The sequence below is a fragment of the Actinomadura sp. NTSP31 genome (assembly GCF_041951385.1).
GTDB lineage: Bacteria > Actinomycetota > Actinomycetes > Streptosporangiales > Streptosporangiaceae > Spirillospora > Spirillospora napierensis.
Window position 1 is genome coordinate 78,034 of sequence record NZ_JBGNUT010000038.1, and the last position, 18,544, is coordinate 96,577.

Here is an 18,544-nt window from a genome sequence, read left to right on the forward strand (position 1 = left end):
CGTCAGGCGCCGAGCCGCCAGTCGATCTCCCACACCCGCACCTGGCCGTCCTGCCCGCCGCTCACCACGTAACGCCCGTCGGGGGTCAGCGCCATCGCCGCGGCGTTCATGCGGTGTCGCCCGAGCACGGTCGTGCGGCGCTCGCGCACGTCCAGGACACGCAGCGCGGACCGGTCGTCCTCGATCACCGCGAACCGCCCGTCGGCGGTGAACCGCGCCACCGGCGCGGCCCCGCCGCGGCCCGGCAGCTCCTGCCCGCTCCGGACGTCCCAGATCCGCGAGGACGTGCCGCGCCGGTCCCGGAAGGTGGCCATGGCCAGCCGGTCGTCGGAGCTCAGGCACACCGAGGTCGCGGTCCCCCCGTAGTCCTTCAGCGTCCGCAGCAGCCGCCCGTCCGCCAGGTCCCACACGCGGACGGAGCCGTCGCGTCCGGCGGACACGGCCGTCCGTCCGCGGTCGCCCGCCCACAGCGCGACCGCCGCGTCCCGCCGGTGGCCCTCGCACGTCCACAGGCGCCCGCCGGTGTCCAGGTCCCACCAGCCGATCAGGCAGTCGCCGGCGTCGCCCACCAGCAGGCGCCGCCCGTCCGGGGTGAAGTGCGCCGCGGTGAGGTTCCGCCCCGACCCGCGGACGGGCACGGCCTCCCACTCGGCCACCACGTTCCCGGTGGCGAGCGACCAGGAGCGGAAAAGGCCGTCCTCGCACGCGGTGAGGACGCGGCCGTCGCCGGTCAGCCGCACCGCGACCACGGCGCGGGTGATGCCGGGCCGGCCCTGGTGCACCGTGATGGTCCGCGCGCGGCGGCGGGCGGCCAGGTCCCAGACGACCACGGTGCCGTCCCGCATGCCCGCCGCGGCGACGGCGCCGTCCGCGCTCACGTCCACCGACGCGACGCCCCCGCCGCCCTTGCCGTCGCCGCCCCTGCCGTCGCCGCCGAGCGCCGCGACGAGCCACCCGCCGCGCACTCCGGTGCGCTCCAGGTGCCGGCTCAGGCCATGCCAGGCGTCCATGACCTGCGGCGCCCGCTCGTAACCGGGAACCGTCCGCGCCTGTTCGAGCAGGGCCAGCGCGGCGGGACGGCGGCCCGCCGCCCGCTCCCGTTCCGCCCGCTCCACCAGGTCACGCACCCGGACGGCGTGCCGGTTCATCTCGTCGGCCCGGCGCGGCGCCGCCACCTGGTAGGGGGCGGGACGCGGCGACGGCAGATCCCAGAACCGCAGCTCCCGGTGCCGCCCGGCGGACATCGCGGTCGCGCCGCCGGGCCCGAACTGCACATGGAGGACCGGGTCCGGGCTGGACTCGGCGGCGAGCAGGGTGCGGCGGCACCGTCCGGTGGCGAGGTCCCACAGCCGGACGGCGCCGTCCGAACCGCCCGACAGCAGCGACCGGGAGTCCGGGCCGAAGGCCAGCGCCTCGACCGGGCCCGCGTGCCCGGTCAGGGTCCGCACGCGGCGCCCCGTCTCCAGATCCCACACGCCGATGTCGCCGTCGCGGGCGGCGGCGGCGACGGTGCGGCCGTCACCGGCGAGCCGCAGCGCCGCCGGCGGCGCCCCGAACGCCAGCCGCCGGTCCACGGTGCCCGCCTCCAGATCGATGAGCAGCCCCTCGCCGCCGTCGCGGACGAACGCGCGGCGGCCGTCCGCAGTGAGCTCCACCGGCCCCTTGGCCCAGGTGCCGGACAGATCGTGCGTCCCCAGGGGCCGCGCCGTCCGCTCGTCCCAGACGTGCAGGCGCCCCGCCCGGGACAGGGCGAGAACATCGGAGCGGGACGGACCGGCGCCGAGCCGGACCGCGACGAACGTCGTCCCGTGCCGCCCCTGCGGACCGTAGGAGCCCGCGGGGGCGCCGCTGGCCAGGTGCCACGCCCGCACGGCGCCGTCCGCACCGGTCGAGGCGGCCAGCGTCCCGTCCGGCGAGACGTCGACCGAGCGCACCGGCCCCTCGTGCGCCCGGCGACTCCAGATCGTCTCGCCGCGGCGGACGTCCCAGAGCCGCAGGCGCCCCCGCCCCTCCCCGTACAGGAGGTGACGTCCGCCGGACAGGAACCGCATCGCGCCCGGCTCCGGGTGGTTGCGGCCCCGGTCCTCGCTCCAGGGGGCCGGCGCGCGGCCGGCCGGCGGCTCGCCCGGGTCCGGTAGCGCGTCGAGGACCGTCCGCGCCTCCGCGTCCCCGGGACGTTCCCGGACGATCTCCTCCAGCAGCTCGCGGCCCCGCCGGACGTCCCCGCGCTCCAGTTCCACCAGCGCGAGCAGGTGGCGAGCCTCGCGCGGGCCGCCGTCGAGGGGCCGGAACTCCATCAGCCGCTCGATCACCTCCAGGTCGGTCGCGGCGGCCCGCCGCCAGCGCGCCACCATCCGGTTGCAGGCGGCGGGCAGGTGGCGCGGGTCGGCTGCGAGCGCGGCGGCGAACGCCTCGTCGGCCTCCCCAGCGCGACCGAGGTCCAGCAGCGACAGCGCACGGTTGTTGAGCTCGTCGGCGCGCAGTTCGGCGGCGGCCGGCGCCGGACGCGGGTACGGGCTCCCGCTCACCGCCCGATGCACGGCGACGAGCTCGTCCGCGACCTCGGCCATCGTGCCCGGCCGCCGCTCCGGCTCCTGCCGCAGGCACCGGGCCAGCAGTGCGGCGAGGCCAGCCGGCATCTCGGGGAGCCCCTCCCCCGGGCCTTCGGCCAGGTGCAGTTCGAGGGCTTCGCCGGCGGCGGGCCCGACCATCCAGGTCCGTCCACCGGTGAACATCTCCAGCACGGACACCGCGAGGCTGTAGACGTCCGTGCGGCGCCCCAGCCGCTCCCCGTCGAACTGCTCCGGCGAGGCGTACTGCGGCGTCTGCCCGCGCCGGGTGACGGGCGCGCTGCCGGCGCCGCCCTCGAAGGCCGCCGGCGCGGACCGGGCCCCGGCGAGCCCGAAGTCGGTGACCTTCACCGTCCCGTCCGCGTGGAGCAGGACGTTGGCGGGCTTGACGTCCTGGTGGACCAGGCCCCGGCCGTGCGCGTGCTCCAGCCCCCACGCCGTCTGGACGGCCACGTCCAGGATCCGTTCGAGCGCCCGCGCCGGGCCGCCCTCGTACAGCCGGCCGTCCTCGATCCATTCGTGCAGCGAGCCGCCCGGCACGTACTCGGCGAACACGCGCGGGATCCCGTCCAGCGTGCGGACGTAATGGCAGCCGCACACGTTCGGGTGCAGGCCCAGCGACACCCAGTTCTCCGCCTCGGCGACGAACCGCGCCCGGCCCGCGGCGTCGGCCAGGGCCGCCGGCCGCGGGCTCTTCACCGCGAGATCGATCCCCCAGGTCAGGTGCCTGACCCGGTACACCAGCCCCATGCCGCCGTGCTCGTGGACGCGCGTCACCCGGTAGCGCCCGTCGATCACGTCGCCCACCCGCCAGACCCCGGAGGCCGCCGGGGCGGCGGCGTCGTCCAGCCTCATCGAGCAGCCCTCCGATGCCGTTCCCCGGACTTGGACGGCCGCGCACCCCAGATCGTTCGCAAGGCGCCGTCCGGGATCCTGCAGAACAAGCCGGCCGGCACGAAGGTGACCCTCGGCCAGTACGCCGACTACATGATCTCGATCAGCGACAACACGGCCGCCGACCACCTCATCCACCGCCTCGGACGCGGCGCCGTGGAGACCGAGCTGCCCCGGCTCGGCAACCGGCACCAGCGCGGCGACCACCCGTTCCTCACCACCCGGCAGATGTTCGCTCTCAAGGGCGCCGGTTACCCGGCGCGCGCCGACCGCTACCTGGCCCTGCCGCAGCGCGAGCGCGCCGCCGCGCTGCCGGGGCTCGACGCCGTCCCGCTCGACCAGATCACCCCGTGGCAGCAGCCGCGCGACATCGACTCCATCGAATGGTTCGCCGCCCCCACCGACATGTGCGCGGCGCTCGGCGGCCTCGACGACCGGTCCGCCCGCCCCGGCCAGTCCGGGGTCGGCAAGGCCCTGGCCATCAACGACGGCGGCATCGGGCTGGACCGCGCGGCCTATCCGAAGGTGTGGTTCAAGGGCGGCAGCGAACCCGGCGTCGTCACGATGAACTACCTCGCCCGGACGTCCCGCGGCCGGACGATCGTCACCAGCGTGATGCTGTCCGACCCGAAGACGGCGTTCAAGGGCACCGTCGACCTGGACGCCCTCGCCGTGGCCCGCGCCGGCGTCCAGCTCGCCGCCCGCTGACCCGGACCCCGCCCGTCGCCGCGGCTCAGTCTCCGTCTCGCCGCGCGGCCCGCTTGGACCAGTAGGCGAGCCGGCGGCGGGCGGCCACCGTGTCGGGGTCATCGGCCCCGAGCACGCGTTCCAGGACCGGCACCAACTCCGCGTACTGGTCGCGGGCGGTCACCGGGTCCCCGGCCTTGCCCGTCCAATGGGCGAGATTGCTCCGCGTGGTCAACGTGTTGCGGTGCTCCGGCCCGAGCACCCGTTCGCGGACGGGCAGCAACGCCGCGCCCATGTCCCGGGCCGTCACGGCGTCCCCGGCCTCGGCCGTCCAAAGGGCGAGGTTCGCCCGCGTGAGCAGCGTGTCGAAATGCTCGGCCCCCTGCACGCGCACGCGCAGAGGCAGCAACTCCGCGTAACGATCCCGCGCGGCAGCGGCGTCCCCGGCCTTGCCCGCCCACGAGGCGGCGCCGGCGCGAGCGCTCAACGTCTTGGAATGCAGCGGGCCCATCACCCGCTCGATGACCGGCAGCAACTCCGCGTAAAGGTCCCTGGCCGCAGCGGCGTCCCCGGCCCGGCCCGTCCAGTAGGCGCAGTTCGCCCAGGTGTTCAACGTGGCGGGATGCTCGGGCCCCTGCACCCGCTTGCGCAGAGGCAGCAACGCCGCATAGCCGTCCCTGGCGGCAGCGGCGTCCCCGGCCATGCCCGCCCACGAGGCGACGCCGGCGCGGGCGTTCAGCGTGCTGGGATGCTCCGGGCCCAGCACCCGCTCGCGGAGGGACAGCAACTCGATGGAGAGGTCCCGGGCGGCGGCGGCGTCCCCGGCCTCACCCGTCCAGTAGGCGAAGTTGGCCCGCGTGGTCAGCGTGTCGGGATGCTCGGCGCCCTGCACCCGCTCGATGACCGGCAGCAACTCCGCATAGAGGTCCTTCGCTGCATCGACGTTCCCGGCCCCGCCCGTCCACGAGGCGAGGTTGGACCGGACGGTCAACGTGCGGGGATGCTCCGCGCCCAGCACGCGCGCCATGACCGGCAGCAGCTCCTCGCACATGTCCCGGGCCGTCACTTCGTCCCCGGCCTCGCCCGTCCAGCGTGCGAGGTTCCCGCGCGTCACCAGCACGCTCGGATGCTCGGCTCCCAGGACCCGCGCCCGGACCGGGAGCAGCGCGGCGTACATGTCGCGGGCGCCCGCGGCGTCCCCGGCGGCGCCCGTCGCGTACGCGAGGTTGCCGCGCGCGATCAGCGTCCTCGGGTGCTCGGGGCCGTAGACCCGCTCGGACGCGGCCGCGGAGAGCCGTTGCAGTTCGAGGCCGGCGCGGTAGTTCCCGCTGGCGGACAGGTAGTCGAGGACGGCGTCCATGGCGTCGGAGGCCGGATCCAGCACCTGGCGGGCGTGCGGGAGGAGGTCGGCCCATCTGGGCCATGTCCCGATCGTCCGGTGGTCGTCCGGGAGGGCCTTGCGGATCAGTTCGGCGGCCACGGCCATGTCGTGCTCGCGGTCTTCACCGGTGAGGGCGGCGCGGGTGACGGCCTGGACGAGGCGGTGCACGCCGACGTACCGGTGGTCGGCCGACAGTTCGATCATGCTGTAGGACGCCAGCGCCGCGAGCGCCTCCCCCACCTCGACCGGGTCGGCGCCGGGGAGGCCGTAGAGGACGTCGCACGGGAGGCGGTCGGAGGCGAAGCACGCCAGCAGCCGCATGACCCGCCCCGCCAGCGGGTGCTCGTCGCGGACCCGGTCCATGGTCATCGACCAGGTCGCGGCCACCAGCTGCCGATCGCTGCGCCGGCCGACCGGCGGCCGGGTGCTCACCGCCCAGTGCGCCGACTCCCGCAGCCTCCGCAGATAGAGCTGGACGGTCATGCCGGGGACGGCGGCGATGTAGGCGCCCGCCTGCCGCAGCGCCAGCGGCAGCCCGCCCAGCTCCCCGGCCAGGTCGTCGGCGCCGCCCGATCCGGCGCCGCCCGATCCGGCTCCCGCCGGGCCGGTGAGGGACTTCAGGAGGTCGACCGCGTCATCGTGGCGCAGCACCGGCAGCCGCAGCACCGTGCCGATGGCGTCCCAGCCGACGGCGCGGCGGCTCGTCACCAGGACGTGGCCTCCTGCCAACCGGCCCAGCAGTGGTTCGAGGTCAGTGACGTCCTCGGCGTTGTCGAACACCACGAGCCAGCGGTCGTGGGCCGCCAGCCACGCCAGTGCCCATGCCGCCGCCTCCGGTGCGGGCGCCTGCGCGGCGGCCGCCGACGCGATCGGCGCGCACAGCGCCCGGCACAGATCCGCCAGCCCCGCCTGGACGTCGTCGGCGGTCTCGGCGAGCACCCACCACACCAGGTCGTAGTCGCCGCGATGACGGTCGGCGTACTGCAACGCCAGCTCGCTCTTGCCGATCCCGCCCAGGCCCACCACCGCCTGCGCGATCACCCCCGGCCCGTCGCGCACCGTGGCGCGCAGGCCGTCGAGGACCTCGTCGCGGCCGACGAACACCGGTGACGGCAGCCGCGGCAGTTTCACCGCCCCGCCCGCCGGCACCCGCGCCACCGCAGGCAGCGCGGCCGGCACGGGCAGGGTGCCCAGGAAAGCGCCGGACCCGGTCAGGCTCGCGCCGGGTCCGGCATCGAAGGGTCCGGCGGCGCCACGAGGACCGCCGCGCCCGGATCGACCCCGGACGCGCACTCCAGCACCGGCAGGTCGGCGTCCGGCAGCCCCTGGCCCGCGAGCTGCACCTTGGCCAGCTTGAACGCGGCCCGCACCGACTGCCCGTCGGCCAGCGCCGCGTAGAACCGGGACGCGAACGCGATCGCGGCGGGATCGCCGACGCTGCCGCGCATCCCCACCGCCAGCGGCACCACCCGCACGAGCCGCTCGAGCTGGGCGTGGGTCTTGCAGGCGTTCAGCACCACCAGCCGCGGCCGCACGTCCACCGCGTCGAGCGCGTCCGCGATGACCTCGACCGGGAGCCGGTGCCCGGGGCCGCGGCGGACCGCGCCGGTGTCGAACTCCAGGCCGCCCTCCTCGCCGTGGCCGGAGAAGCTCACCACGTGCGGGACCACCCGGGTCAGGCCGTCCAGGAACCGGTCCAGGGTCGCCGCCGGCAGGTGCTCGATCCGCACCCGGTCCCGGTGCACCGCCGCGCGCACCGCCTCCTGGACGCGGCCGACCTCCTCGTCCACCCGCAGATCCCCGCGCGCGGACGCCGTCAGATACAGCACCCGCAGCCCTTCCGGACGCGGATCGTCCCAGTCGCCCGCCATCCACCGACCTCCCGCCGAACCACCGCCGCCGACGCACCGCCAACACCCCACCACACTCCGGCACCGTCCACCACCGCCACCGCGAACACCTCGACCTCCCGACCGGGGCCGCCGGCCGTGCCGTTACCGTGTGCGGCATGAGTGACGCGGGATTCGTGACGGACGGAGCGGCCGGCGACGGCATCGCCACGATCGCGGACGACGGGACGGTGCTCGACACCTGGTTCCCGGCGCCGCGGATCGCGGGGGACGCCGGCCAGGGCTCGCGGCGGCTGTCCGCCGAGGAGGCCAAGGCGGCGTTCGGGGAGGACCTCCCCCTCGGCCGGGACGCGGCGCGGCGGGTCGAGACGGTCGCGGTGCGGACGGAGATCGGGTCCCTGGCCGGCCCGCCGGTGGACGCGCACGACGTCTACCTCCGGCTGCACCTGCTGTCGGCGCGGCTCGTCCGGCCCCATCAGGTGAACCTGGACGGCGTCTTCGGCCTGCTGGCGACGGTGGTGTGGACGAGCGCCGGGCCGTGCGCGGTGGACGGTTTCGAACAGGTCCGGACGGCGCTGCGGGCGCGCGGGCCGGTCTCGGTCGACGGGCTCGACAAGTTCCCGCGGATGACCGACTACGTCGTGCCGTCCGGTGTGCGGATCGCCGACGCGTCCCGCGTGCGCCTCGGCGCGCACCTGGCGCCCGGGACCACCGTGATGCACGAGGGCTTCGTCAACTTCAACGCCGGCACCCTCGGCGCGTCCATGATCGAGGGGCGGGTGTCCGCGGGCGTGGTGATCGGCGCGGATTCCGACGTGGGCGGCGGCGCGTCGATCATGGGGACGCTGTCCGGCGGCGGGCGGCAGGTCATCTCGATCGGCGAGCGCTGCCTGCTCGGCGCCAACTCCGGCATCGGCATCTCGCTCGGCGACGACTGCGTCGTCGAGGCCGGCCTCTACGTCACGGCGGGCACGAAGGTCGCGCTCGCGGGCTCCGGCACGGTCAAGGCGGCGGAGCTGTCGGGCCGCTCCGGGCTGCTGCTGCGCCGCAACTCCACGACGGGCGCGGTGGAGGCCCTTCCCCGCCGCGGCGAGGGCGTCGAGCTCAACACCGCGCTCCACACCAACAACTGAGTCCCGGGCGCCCGTCCGGGCGCGGGGCGCGTCCGCCGGCAGCGCGCGGCGGATTTCCAGCGCCCCTGTGCGGGGGCGGGACGGCGTGGTGCACTGGGGTGGTGAGCGATCCGATGACCGTTGCCATCGCCACGGCGATGGCGGGCAAAGCCGTCGAAGTCGCCGGGGAACCGGTGCGCGCCGCGGTCGCCGAGCTGTCCCGGCGCGTCCGCGCGCGGTTCCGGGGGCGGGCGGCGGACGAGGACGCCCTGGCCAGGGCCGCCGAGGACGCCGGCGGGATCCCCGCGCTGGAAGGCGCCGTCCGGCGCCTGCTGGACGAGGATCCCGCGCTGCGCGCCGAGCTGGAGGCGATCTGGAACCAGGCCCAGACCCGGGCCGAGGCGTCCGACGACGGCGTCGTCAACGTCTTCAACGGCCGCGCCGAGAAGGTCGTCCAGCTCCGCGACGTGAACGGCGACCTGAACATCAACTGACCGCCCCGTCCGGGCGACCGTGCCCGGTGCCTCCGGTGTCAGATCGCGGTGGTCTCCGCCTGCCGGGCGGGCGCGGGCAGGTCCTCCCGCCGCTCCACGGTGACCTGGCGCAGGTAGCGGTTGAGCCTCGGATGGACGGCGCCGTCGCGCGGGGCGACGATGTGCAGGGTCCCCCTGGCGGCGCAGACCGTGAAACGCGTCTTGCTCAGCAGGTTGGCCCCGTGCTGGTCGATCGTGTCGACCCGGGTGAGGTCGAGCACCAGGTCGAGGGGGCGTCCGGCCAGCACGGTGGTGGTCAGGATCCGCGCCTCCGCGGTCACCAGCGTGCCGGCGACCAGCGGTCCCGCCATGCTCAGGACCGTCGCGTCCCCGCGCTCCTCGGTCTCGATGACCAGGGCGGGCCGCTCGCGGGGGTCCGGCGGCGCACCGGCCGGGCCCCCGGTGGCGGGAGCGTCGGAATCAGCGGCGAGCTGCGGCGTGACCGGCTGCACGAGCATGGCGGAGCACCCTCCCCCAGGACGACGGCGTCAACGGACGACAACAGTTACCTCAAAGAGGTTACACGAAAAATTATTCGGTAAAACCCTGTCGTATCATGACCAGGTGACCGGCACCTCCCGCGTCCACGGCGTGACGCACCGTCCTGGACGCGCGCGTCCCGGACGCCCCGGGGGGCGAGCATCGGACAGTGAGGTCGCGAATGGAGAGCGCACAGGCACGGCAGGCCGGCAAACCGTGGACGTTCCTGACCAACCACGCGCGGGTGCTGATCTGCATCGCGCGAGACCCCGACCTGCGGGTCCGTGACGTGGCGGAGAAGATCGGGATCACCGAACGGTCGGCCCAGCTGATCATCACCGATCTGGAGGAGGCCGGGTACCTCGTCCGCACCCGCGTCGGCCGCCGCAACACCTACACGGTCAACGCCGACCGGCCGTTCCGGCATCCGGCCGACGCCGGTCACGACGTCCAGGCCCTCATCGAGGTGTTCCTCGGAGAGGGCTCCTTCGCCTGACCGGCGGCCGGCCGGACGGCGGGTCAGCGGCCTCCGGGGCCGGGGCCGATGCGCAGGCGGGACGGGCGGGCGCCGCCCAGCGCGATCCGCCGGGTCACCGGGCCGCCGGGGAGGGACGTCCACGGGTCGGCGCCGGCCGGGCATTCCGGGACGTACTCCGGGAAGTCGCTGCTCATGACGTCGAGGGCGAGCCGGTGGCCGGCACGGAGCCGGTAGCCGACGTCCTGGAGGTCGAGGACGGCCGCGTCGTGCGGCACGTCGAAACGGACCTGGCCTTTGCTGATGAGGTGGGCGGAGCCGTCGGGCGCCATGTCGAGCAGGCGGGCGTGGATGTGCGCGCCGGCCGGTGCCGAAAGGCTCAGCAGCAGGGTCGCGGTCCCGATGAGGTCGGTTTCCTCGCTCAAAGCGGGGCCGGTGAAGCGCAGGACGTCGTCGCGTTCTCCGATGGCGCTGAGATCTGCCCGGTCGAAGAGGGCCGCGAAAGGATTCATTGAGGCCGAGGGGACCAGATCGGACGGGTCGTGCGTCCACTCCGCGCTGCTCTCCCGCTGCGGCGGTTCGGCGGAGAGGCCGTCCGGAGTCAGGAAGTACTCGAATCCGGTCGCCTGGCGGGGCGGCCAGGTCCCGCTCTCCCGCCATTCGCCGTGGCAGATCTCGTAGCTGACGCGCGGCTGCGTTTCCAGCGAATCGTCGAGGACGGCGTTGAAGAACTCGATCGCCGGGTCGAGGTAGCCGGGCAGCATCCGCTCGAGTGCGGCCGGGTCGGCGGCATGGTCGGCGGACGGGGCGACGGGGGCGTCGCGCAGGCGGTAGTTCTCGTGGTCGATGGCCTCCATCCGCAGGTAAAGGCGGGACGACCAGCCCGGGTCGCGGGACAGGGCGCGGACGTCGTGCCACGACCAGATGGCGCAGTTGTCGAACCAGCCGATCGTGTAGAGGGCCGGAACGGGGCGGCTCTCCAGCAGCGCCTTCAGCGGCGGCGGGACGAACCGGGACTCGCCCGAGAACTCGGCGTCGAAGCAGGCGGAGCGCTTGCCGATCTGCTCGAAGAAGGCGTCGAAGGACGCCCGGAGCGGCCGGCCGTTCCAGTCGGGCTCCCATTCGTAGCGGTCCGCGTCCACGTAGTGGGTGGCGAAATACATTTTGCGGCTCGTCTGCTCGACGTCGCGCGTCCCGTTGCCGTACTCCAGGACGGTGGACAGTTGGGAGCCGGTGACGCGGGGCGAGATCGCCTTGAGGGCGGGATGGCCGCCGATCGCGGCGGCGATGGCGGTGAATCCGTAGTAGGAGTCGCCCCACATGACGACGTCGCCATTGCACCAGGGCTGTTCGGTGACCCATTGGATGGTGTCGTATCCGTCGTCGGCCTCGTGGACGCCGAATTCGGTGGCGCCCTCGGACCGGTACTTGCCCCGGACGTCCTGGACCACGGCGCTGTAGCCGCGCGCCGAGAAGTACCGCCCGATCAGCGGCATGAAGCAGTAGGCGCCGTCCTTGTCGTAGGGCAGCCGGACGAGCACGACGGGAGCCGGGGAGGAGCCGGTGCGGTAGAGGTCGGCGGCCAGCCGGACGCCGTCCCGCATCGGGATCATGACCTGTTCGGCGTCGGCGGGTGCGGCGGCGGGGCCTACCCGCTCGATGTTCAGCACGTGTTCTCCGGAGGGAATCGGGTGGTGCCTCAGTGGGACGGGTCGAGGGCGCGGCGGTCGCGGGCCACCCGGTCGAGGTCCCAGCCGGGCGCGGGGATCGAGTCGAGCAGCAGGCGGGTGTAGGGATGCCGCGGGTCGCGCAGGATCTGTTCGGTGCCGCCGCGCTCGACGATGCGGCCGTGCCGCATCACGACGGCGGTGTCGGTGATGTGGCGGACGACGGCGAGGTCGTGCGAGACGAAGACGTAGGCGATGCCGGTGTCGCGGCGCAGGTCGTCCAGCAGGGTGAGGATCTGGGCCTGGATGGACACGTCGAGCGCGGCGACCGCCTCGTCCAGGACGAGGACGCGCGGCCGGATGCCGAGCGCGCGGGCGATCGCGGCGCGCTGCCGCTGCCCGCCGGACAGGTCGCGCGGCGGCGACTCCCCCGCGCGATCGCTCAGCCCGACCTGGTCGAGCAGTTCGGCGACGCGGGCCCGCCGGTCCTTGGCGGACAGCTCCGGCGCGTGGAGCCGGAGCGGTTCGGCGATGGACTCGGCGATGGTCTGCCGCGGGTCGAAGGAGCCGTACGGGTCCTGGAAGATCATCTGGAGGAGGCCGGCGCGGCGGAGCCGGGCGCGGCGCGAGCGGCTCACCACGGTCTCGCCGGCGAGCGTGACGGTGCCGGACGTCGGCTCGTCGAGCCCGGCGAGGATGCGGGCCGTGGTCGTCTTGCCGGACCCGGACTCCCCCACGATCCCGAGGGACGCGCCGGGCATCAGCTCGAAGGTGACATCGTCCACGGCCGTGAAGTCACCGAACCGCTTGACCAGCGACGACACACTCAGCACCGGCTCGTTCGCGGTCGTCATCGCGCCACCTCCCCGGGGCGGACGCACGCGACGGCGGACGTCCCGTGCGGGCGGGCGGCGGGCACGGCCTCGGCGCAGTCGTCGCCGGCCAGCGGGCAGCGGTCGCGGAACGCGCAGCCGGACGGCGCCTCGGCCAGCGAGCGGGGACGTCCCCTGATCGCCTTGATCGCGGTCCTCTCGCCGTGCACGGACGGGCTCGCCTCCAGCAGCGCCTTCGTGTAGGGGTGCGCGGGCGAGGAGAACAGCGCGGCGCCGGCGGCCTCCTCGACGATCCGCCCGGCGTACATGACGTAGACGCGGTCGCAGATGGCGGCGGCGAGGTCGAGGTCGTGCGTCACGAACAGCATCCCGGTGCCGCGCTTGCGCTGCATGTCCTTCAGCAGCCCGATGACCTCGGCCTGCGTGGTGACGTCGAGCGCGGTCGTCGGCTCGTCCGCGAGCAGCAGCTCCGGCTCGATGGACAGCGCACCGGCGATGACGACGCGCTGCAGCATGCCGCCGGAGAACTCGTGCGGGTAGCGGCGCAGCGCGCCGCGCGGGTCCCGGATGCCGACCTGCTCCAGCAGGCCGAGCGCGGTCGCGGCGGCCTCGCGGGACGGCACGCCGCGGGCGCGCAGCCCTTCGGTGAGGTAGTCGCCGACGCGGCGCACCGGGTTGATCGCCGCGCGCGGGTCCTGGAAGACCATCGACGCGCGGGTGCGGCGCAGGTCGCGCAGCGCGGCGCGGCCGGCGGCGAGCACGTCGACGCCGCCGACCTCGACCGAGCCGGTGGCCGTCGCGCCGCGCGGGAGCATCCCGAGCGCGGCGCGGGCCGTCAGCGACTTGCCGGACCCCGACTCGCCGACCAGCCCGACCGTCTCGCCGCGCCCCACCCGGACGGTGACGCCGTCCAGCAGCGGGAGCGCGCCGATCCCGAGGGTCAGCCCGGCGACGCCGAGCGCGTCCCGGCGCGCCGTCTCCTCCTTCGCGAGCACGGTCATCTCACCTCACTCTGCTTCCTGGAGACGGAGGCCCCGATGTGCTCGCCCAGCACGTTGACGCTGACGACGGTCAGCAGCACGGCGACGCCGGGGATGAGCCCGCTCCACGGCGAGCCCTGCAGGATCGCGCTCTGCGCCTGGCTGATCATCGAGCCCCAGTCGGCGGCGGGCGGGCGGACGCCGAGCCCGAGGTAGGACAGCGACGCCAGGTCGACCATCGCGTAGCCGAACGACAGCGCGCTCTGCGCGAGCAGCACCGGCAGCATGTTCGGCAGCAGGTGCCGGACGGTCACCCACAGCTCGCCGAAGCCCATCGCGCGGTAGCTCTCCATGTACGGGCGGGCGCCCTCCTGGATCGCGACGCTCCGCACGACCCGTCCGAGGAACGGCGTGTAGCTGACGGCGAGCGCGCAGATCGGGGCGGTGAGCCCGGGCCCGAACACCGCCACCACCAGCATCGCCAGCAGCAGGCTCGGGAACGAGAACACGATGTCCATGGCGCGGGACAGGACGGCGTCGACCCAGCCGCCGGCGCGGGCGGCCAGCAGCCCCACCGCCGTCCCGAGGACCCCGGACAGCAGCACCACGCCGAGCGGCGCGAGCAGCGACAGCCGCGCCCCGTACATCAGCCGGGACAGCACGTCGCGTCCGGTGGAGTCGGTGCCGAGCAGGTGGCCGGCCGTGCCGGGCGCCGCGAGCGAGTCCAGCAGGCTCGTGGCGTTCGGCGAGTGCGGCGCGAGCACCGGGGCGAGCGCGCCGGTGACCGCGGCGACCAGCAGGAACGCGATCGCGAGCGTGACGCCGAGCGGGCGGTGCCGGCGCCGCTTGGCGCCGCGCGCCCGCAGCGCGGGGATCGTCAGGGTCATCGGCGCGGCCCTCCCGCCGTCACGCGCGGGTCGATGAACGGCAGCGCCAGGTCCACCAGCGTGTTCACCACGACGAACAGCAGCACCCCGAACAGCGCGATGCCCTGCACGACCGGGAAGTCCCGCCGGGACACCGACGTGACCAGCAGCGACCCGACGCCGTCCAGGCCGAACGCGGTCTCGACGACGGCGGTGCCGACGAACAGGCTCGCCACCAGCACCCCGATGACCGTGAGCAGCGGCCCGAGGGCGTTGCGGACGACGTGCCGGCGGATCAGCGCGGCGCCGTCCACGCCCCGGCTGCGCGCCGCCTGCACGTGCTCGCGGCCCAGCTCGTCGGCGAACGCCGCGTTGCCGACCCGGGCGAGGACGCCGAACGCCGCGAACGCCATCGCGACGGCGGGCAGCGTCAGGTGCCACAGCCGGTCGGGCAGGCCGGTGCCCGCCCCCGTCGAGGGGAACCAGCCGAGCCCGACCGCGAACGCCGACAGCAGCACGATCGCGGCGACGAACGGGGGCGTCGCGGTGGTGAGGGACGCCGCGACGGTCGCGATCCGGTCGACCAGGCCGCCCTTCACCGCCGACACCAGCGCGACCGCCGACCCGACGGCGACGGCGAGGACCGCCGAGTAGGCGATCAACAGGCCGGACACGCCGAGCCGGTTCCCGATCAGCGACGCCACGCCGGTCTGGTAGGTCAGCGACCTGCCGAGGTCCAGGTGGAGCGCGTCGCCGATCCACGCGGCGTACCCCTGCGCGAACCCCTTGTCGAGCCCGTAGGCGTGCCGGAGCGCGTCGATCTGGTCCGGGGTGAGGCGGCGCCCGGACGTCACCGCCAGCACCGGATCGCCGGGGACGAGCCGCAGCGCCCCGTAGATCAGGACCGACGCGACCAGGACGGTCAGGACCGCGCCCAGCGCGCGCTTCCCGATCCAGGGCGCGAGTGCTCGAACCGTCATCACTTGCCGCCGAGGGTGGTCGCCCATGGCGTGTACAGGTAGTTCTGCCGCGGGACGAGCCCGGTCAGGCCCGACTTGTAGAAGACGTTGACGTACTGCGTCGCGATGGGGACGTTGACGAGGTCGCGCGCCATGATGGTCTGCGCCTTGGTCACCTCGCGCGCGCGGGCGGCCGGGTCGGCGGTGGCGATCGCGGTCTGGATGGCGGCGTCGTACTCCTTGTTGCTGTACGCCGGGAAGTTGTAGAAGTTCCCGGTCGTGAAGAACTGGTAGTAGGTGAGCGGCTCGGGGAAGTCGAGGTACCCGGTCGACAGGAACAGGTCGACGCCCGCGCGGGCCTGCGGCGAGGAGAACATCGCGCCGTACTGCTCGGCGGTGAGCGGCCTCAGCTGGATGTGCATCCCCGCCTGCGAGGCGGCGTCGGCGATCGCCGTGGCGATCCGCGATTCCTCCTCGATCGCCGTCGTGTACGCCAGGACGATCTTCCCCTTGGCCTTCGGCGCCTTGGCGATGAGCGACTTGGCCTTCTCCAGGTCCTGGGACGGCGCCGGCAGCTGGTCGTACGCCTGCTGGTAGACGTTCTTGCCGTAGCCCCACGCCGCCGGCGGGACCAGCGCCCGCAGCGGCTGCGCCGCGCCCTGGTAGACCGACTTGATGATGCCCTTGTAGTCGATGAGCGCCTGGAGCGCCTGCCGCGCCGCCGGGTCGGACAGCCCGCCGTTCTGGTTCAGCACCGAGATGAACGTGGGCGACAGGCTCTGCCCGAACAGCAGGTGCCCCTTGTCCTTGAGGCGGACGTGCGCGGCGCGCGGGACGTTGAACTGGCCGTCCACGTCCCCGCTGTCCAGCGCCGCCGTCTGCGCGGACGGGTCGGTGATGAAGGTGAACTTGACGTTCTTCACCTTCGGCTTCACCTTCGTGTTCCACCAGGCGTCGTTGCGGGTGAGGACGATGTTCTGGCCCTGCGTCCAGCTCGCGAGCTTGTAGGGGCCGGTGCACATCACGCCGCGCCCGGCCGTGCCGAAGCTCTTGCCTGCGGACTCCGCGAACGCCTTCTCCACGACGTCGAACGCGGGCGTGGAGAAGAAGTTCGGGACGAGGACGTCCGGCTTCTTCATCTTGATGGTGATCTCGTGGGAACCGGTGGCCTCGATGCTCCGCATCCGCTCCGCCCAGCCGATCCAGGACGAGCCGAGCTTCGGGTCGAGGAGCCGCTTGACGCTGTAGACGACGTCGTCGGGCGTGACGGGCTTGCCGTCCCAGAACTTCACGCCCTCGCGCAGGTGGATCACGTAGGTGAGGTCGTCGGGGTGGTCGAACGAGGTGGCGAGGGCCGGTTCGCGCTCGTAGTTCGGACCGAAGCTGAACAGCCCCTCGCACATGTTCGCCAGCGGCGTGCTGACGGACTCGATCGCCGACTGCGCCGGGTCGAGCGTCGGCGGCTCGCCGGGCGGCAGGTTCCAGGTGACGGTGCCGACGTCGCCGGTCGGGGCCGGCATGGAGGTGGTGACGGTCGGGGCGGCCGCCGTCGCGGACCCGCCGCCGTCCGCGCACGCGGCGAGGGTGCAGGAGCCGGCGAGGATCGCGGTGACCGCGGCCAGACGTGAACGTTGCATGGATGGACCCTTCGGATGGTGGACGGGCCGTGCGCGACGGCGCGGACGGGCCGGAGAGGATCGGAGGGAGCCGGACGGGGCGGACGGACCGGGCGGGGCCGGACGGGACCGGACGGGGAATCGCAGCGTGGTTCGTCGCCGAGTTGATTGTCAATACCGCAAAACAAAACATCGGGCCGTCGGGCCGGAGACTTCCTCGCTCTCCTTCCGAAGGATCACGGCGCTATCCTTGGCGCGCGTTGAACTTCCGTTCCGCAGAACTACCGCGGCGAAAAAAGGGGGACCGTTGGGACGGCCGAGCCTCGTGGCGGAGCGGCGCGAGCAGATCCTGCGGGCCGCCGCCCGGTCGGTCGCCCGGCACGGCCTGGCGGGCAGCACGCAGGAGCGGATCGCCGCGGCGGCCGGGATGAGCCGCTCCCACGTCCGGCACTACGTGGGCAACCGCGACGAGCTCGTCGACGCGCTGTGGGACCACGTCATCACCCCGTACTTCGCCTCGATGCGGGAGGCGCTGAACGACCGGGAACCGGCCGCGCGGCTGCCCGCGCTGGTGGACTACCTGTTCGGCCCGCAGATGGCGCGCAACGAGGACGACCTCGTCATCGAGGCGCTGATCAGCGGCGCGATGCACGACGTGCGGCTGCGCGGCCGGATCTACGACAGCTACAGCCGGCTCGAACGCGAGATCGGCGAGACGATCCGCGCCGCCGTCCCGGGCTGCGGCTCGGCGGAGAGCCTGCAGCTCGCCTACGCCCTGATCTGCATGGCGTTCGGCCACTCCACCCTCGCGCCGCTGCCCTTCCCGGCGACGCGGCAGGCGGGCATGAAGGCGCTCGCCGCGCAGATGCTCGCCGCCCTCGAAGCCGCCCACGCCGGCCCGCCGTCCGATGCCGGAGCGTCGGCCGGGGCCGGGGCGTCTGGGTAGCCGGTTCAACTCCATCCGTGGCTCCTTGCTGTGGGCCGGTCGCTCTGGGCCGGTCGCTACGGGCCGGTGGTCAGCAGCCGGACGAGCCGGTCGATGAGGGGGGTCATGCGTTCGCTGTTCCAGCGCTCCGGGTCCTCCAGGCCGGCGACGTAGAAGCCGCGGAACACCAGGTGCAGGACGTCGGCGGCGAACGCGGGGTCGGAGGCGCCCGCGTCGCGCGCGGCGCCGGCCAGCATCTCGTGGTTCTGCCGGCCGTCCTCGTTGAGGGCCTTCAGCGAGTCCGAGCCGGGGCCGCCGCGACCGAGGATCTCCATGAACAGCCGGCGCAGCACCTCGTCGTCGCCGGTGGTCGAGCACGCCCAGCGGGCCATCGCGAGCAGCCGCCCCGAGGCGTCGGCGCCCTCGACGGCCTGGTCCATCTCGGTGGCCCACCCCCGCATCGCGTGCTCTATGGCGTTCTGCAGCAGGGCCTCCCGGGTGGGCAGGTAGTTGGTGACGAGCGTCGTCGAGCCGCCGATGCGCTTGGCGACGGCCCGGATGGACACGCCGTCGAGACCGTCCGCCGCCACGATCTCCAGGGTGGCGTCGGCGATGGTCGCGAGGCGCTGGTCGATATCGATCTCCACCGGCATGACGGCAGCGTAACCCCGGGAATCCCGTCATACAACACCGTTGTACATCAGCGTTGCATCACG

At 74.1% G+C, this 18,544-nt stretch carries 16 protein-coding genes; 5 read left to right on the top strand and 11 right to left on the bottom strand.

What is annotated here, in order from left to right:
- Positions 1–2: 2 nt before the first annotated feature.
- Positions 3–3,425 (bottom strand): WD40 repeat domain-containing serine/threonine-protein kinase, encoded by a 3,423-nt coding sequence (locus ACA514_RS42165; protein ID WP_375047082.1) that lies wholly within the window; start codon positions 3,423–3,425, stop codon positions 3–5.
- Positions 3,426–3,455: 30 nt separating this feature from the next.
- On the opposite strand from ACA514_RS42165, the gene ACA514_RS42170 reads away from it, so the two are divergent.
- Entirely contained in the window at positions 3,456–4,172 is a 717-nt protein-coding gene (locus ACA514_RS42170) for a serine hydrolase (RefSeq protein ID WP_375047083.1), read from the top strand.
- A 25-nt stretch (positions 4,173–4,197) separates the two neighbouring features.
- Here the strand turns inward: ACA514_RS42170 and ACA514_RS42175 are convergent, their stop codons facing one another.
- A complete protein-coding gene (locus ACA514_RS42175; protein WP_375047084.1) occupies positions 4,198–6,711 on the bottom strand; it encodes a tetratricopeptide repeat protein in 2,514 nt (837 codons plus the stop codon).
- A 32-nt stretch (positions 6,712–6,743) separates the two neighbouring features.
- On the bottom strand, positions 6,744–7,403 hold the full coding sequence (locus ACA514_RS42180) for a CHAT domain-containing protein (protein WP_375047085.1): 660 nt from the start codon (positions 7,401–7,403) through the stop codon (positions 6,744–6,746).
- 137 nt (positions 7,404–7,540) lie between these two features.
- Here ACA514_RS42180 and dapD point away from each other — a divergent pair, with 137 nt between their 5' ends.
- Together dapD and ACA514_RS42190 are read left to right on the top strand one after the other, a co-directional pair.
- Entirely contained in the window at positions 7,541–8,515 is a 975-nt protein-coding gene (gene dapD / locus ACA514_RS42185) for a 2,3,4,5-tetrahydropyridine-2,6-dicarboxylate N-succinyltransferase (protein WP_375047086.1), read from the top strand.
- A 113-nt stretch (positions 8,516–8,628) separates the two neighbouring features.
- Positions 8,629–8,988, top strand: coding sequence for a hypothetical protein (locus ACA514_RS42190; protein WP_344266901.1), 360 nt, complete (start codon positions 8,629–8,631; stop codon positions 8,986–8,988).
- A 38-nt stretch (positions 8,989–9,026) separates the two neighbouring features.
- Here the strand turns inward: ACA514_RS42190 and ACA514_RS42195 are convergent, their stop codons facing one another.
- Complete coding sequence (locus ACA514_RS42195) at positions 9,027–9,485, bottom strand: STAS domain-containing protein (RefSeq protein WP_375047087.1); 459 nt, start codon at positions 9,483–9,485, stop codon at positions 9,027–9,029.
- A 203-nt stretch (positions 9,486–9,688) separates the two neighbouring features.
- On the opposite strand from ACA514_RS42195, the gene ACA514_RS42200 reads away from it, so the two are divergent.
- Positions 9,689–10,003 carry a helix-turn-helix transcriptional regulator gene (locus ACA514_RS42200; RefSeq protein ID WP_375047088.1) on the top strand — a complete coding sequence of 105 codons (315 nt, stop codon included), beginning with the start codon at positions 9,689–9,691 and terminating at the stop codon, positions 10,001–10,003.
- 23 nt (positions 10,004–10,026) lie between these two features.
- Here ACA514_RS42200 and ACA514_RS42205 read toward each other — a convergent pair whose 3' ends face one another.
- From ACA514_RS42205 to ACA514_RS42230, 6 genes are read right to left on the bottom strand one after another with little or no spacing between them, the layout of a single operon-like run.
- Complete coding sequence (locus tag ACA514_RS42205) at positions 10,027–11,652, bottom strand: CocE/NonD family hydrolase (protein ID WP_375047089.1); 1,626 nt, start codon at positions 11,650–11,652, stop codon at positions 10,027–10,029.
- A 29-nt stretch (positions 11,653–11,681) separates the two neighbouring features.
- Positions 11,682–12,503 carry an ABC transporter ATP-binding protein gene (locus ACA514_RS42210; protein WP_375047090.1) on the bottom strand — a complete coding sequence of 274 codons (822 nt, stop codon included), beginning with the start codon at positions 12,501–12,503 and terminating at the stop codon, positions 11,682–11,684.
- Positions 12,500–13,483 (bottom strand): ABC transporter ATP-binding protein, encoded by a 984-nt coding sequence (locus ACA514_RS42215; protein WP_375047091.1) that lies wholly within the window; start codon positions 13,481–13,483, stop codon positions 12,500–12,502. Before ACA514_RS42215 ends, ACA514_RS42210 begins: the two co-directional genes overlap by 4 nt.
- Positions 13,480–14,349: an ABC transporter permease gene (locus ACA514_RS42220; protein WP_375047092.1), complete on the bottom strand. Its 870-nt coding sequence runs from the start codon at positions 14,347–14,349 to the stop codon at positions 13,480–13,482. The genes ACA514_RS42215 and ACA514_RS42220 overlap by 4 nt, the downstream gene beginning before the upstream one ends.
- Complete coding sequence (locus tag ACA514_RS42225) at positions 14,346–15,308, bottom strand: ABC transporter permease (protein ID WP_375047093.1); 963 nt, start codon at positions 15,306–15,308, stop codon at positions 14,346–14,348. Before ACA514_RS42225 ends, ACA514_RS42220 begins: the two co-directional genes overlap by 4 nt.
- Complete coding sequence (locus ACA514_RS42230) at positions 15,308–16,924, bottom strand: ABC transporter substrate-binding protein (protein WP_375047094.1); 1,617 nt, start codon at positions 16,922–16,924, stop codon at positions 15,308–15,310. Before ACA514_RS42230 ends, ACA514_RS42225 begins: the two co-directional genes overlap by 1 nt.
- 286 nt (positions 16,925–17,210) lie before the next feature.
- Between ACA514_RS42230 and ACA514_RS42235 the strand changes: the two genes are divergently transcribed.
- The gene (locus tag ACA514_RS42235) at positions 17,211–17,849 is read left to right on the top strand and encodes a TetR/AcrR family transcriptional regulator (RefSeq protein WP_375047095.1); all 639 of its coding nucleotides are present in this window, start codon (positions 17,211–17,213) and stop codon (positions 17,847–17,849) included.
- Positions 17,850–17,905: 56 nt separating this feature from the next.
- On the opposite strand, the gene ACA514_RS42240 is transcribed toward ACA514_RS42235, so the two are convergent.
- Positions 17,906–18,481: a TetR/AcrR family transcriptional regulator gene (locus ACA514_RS42240; protein WP_375047096.1), complete on the bottom strand. Its 576-nt coding sequence runs from the start codon at positions 18,479–18,481 to the stop codon at positions 17,906–17,908.
- Positions 18,482–18,544 lie beyond the last annotated feature (63 nt).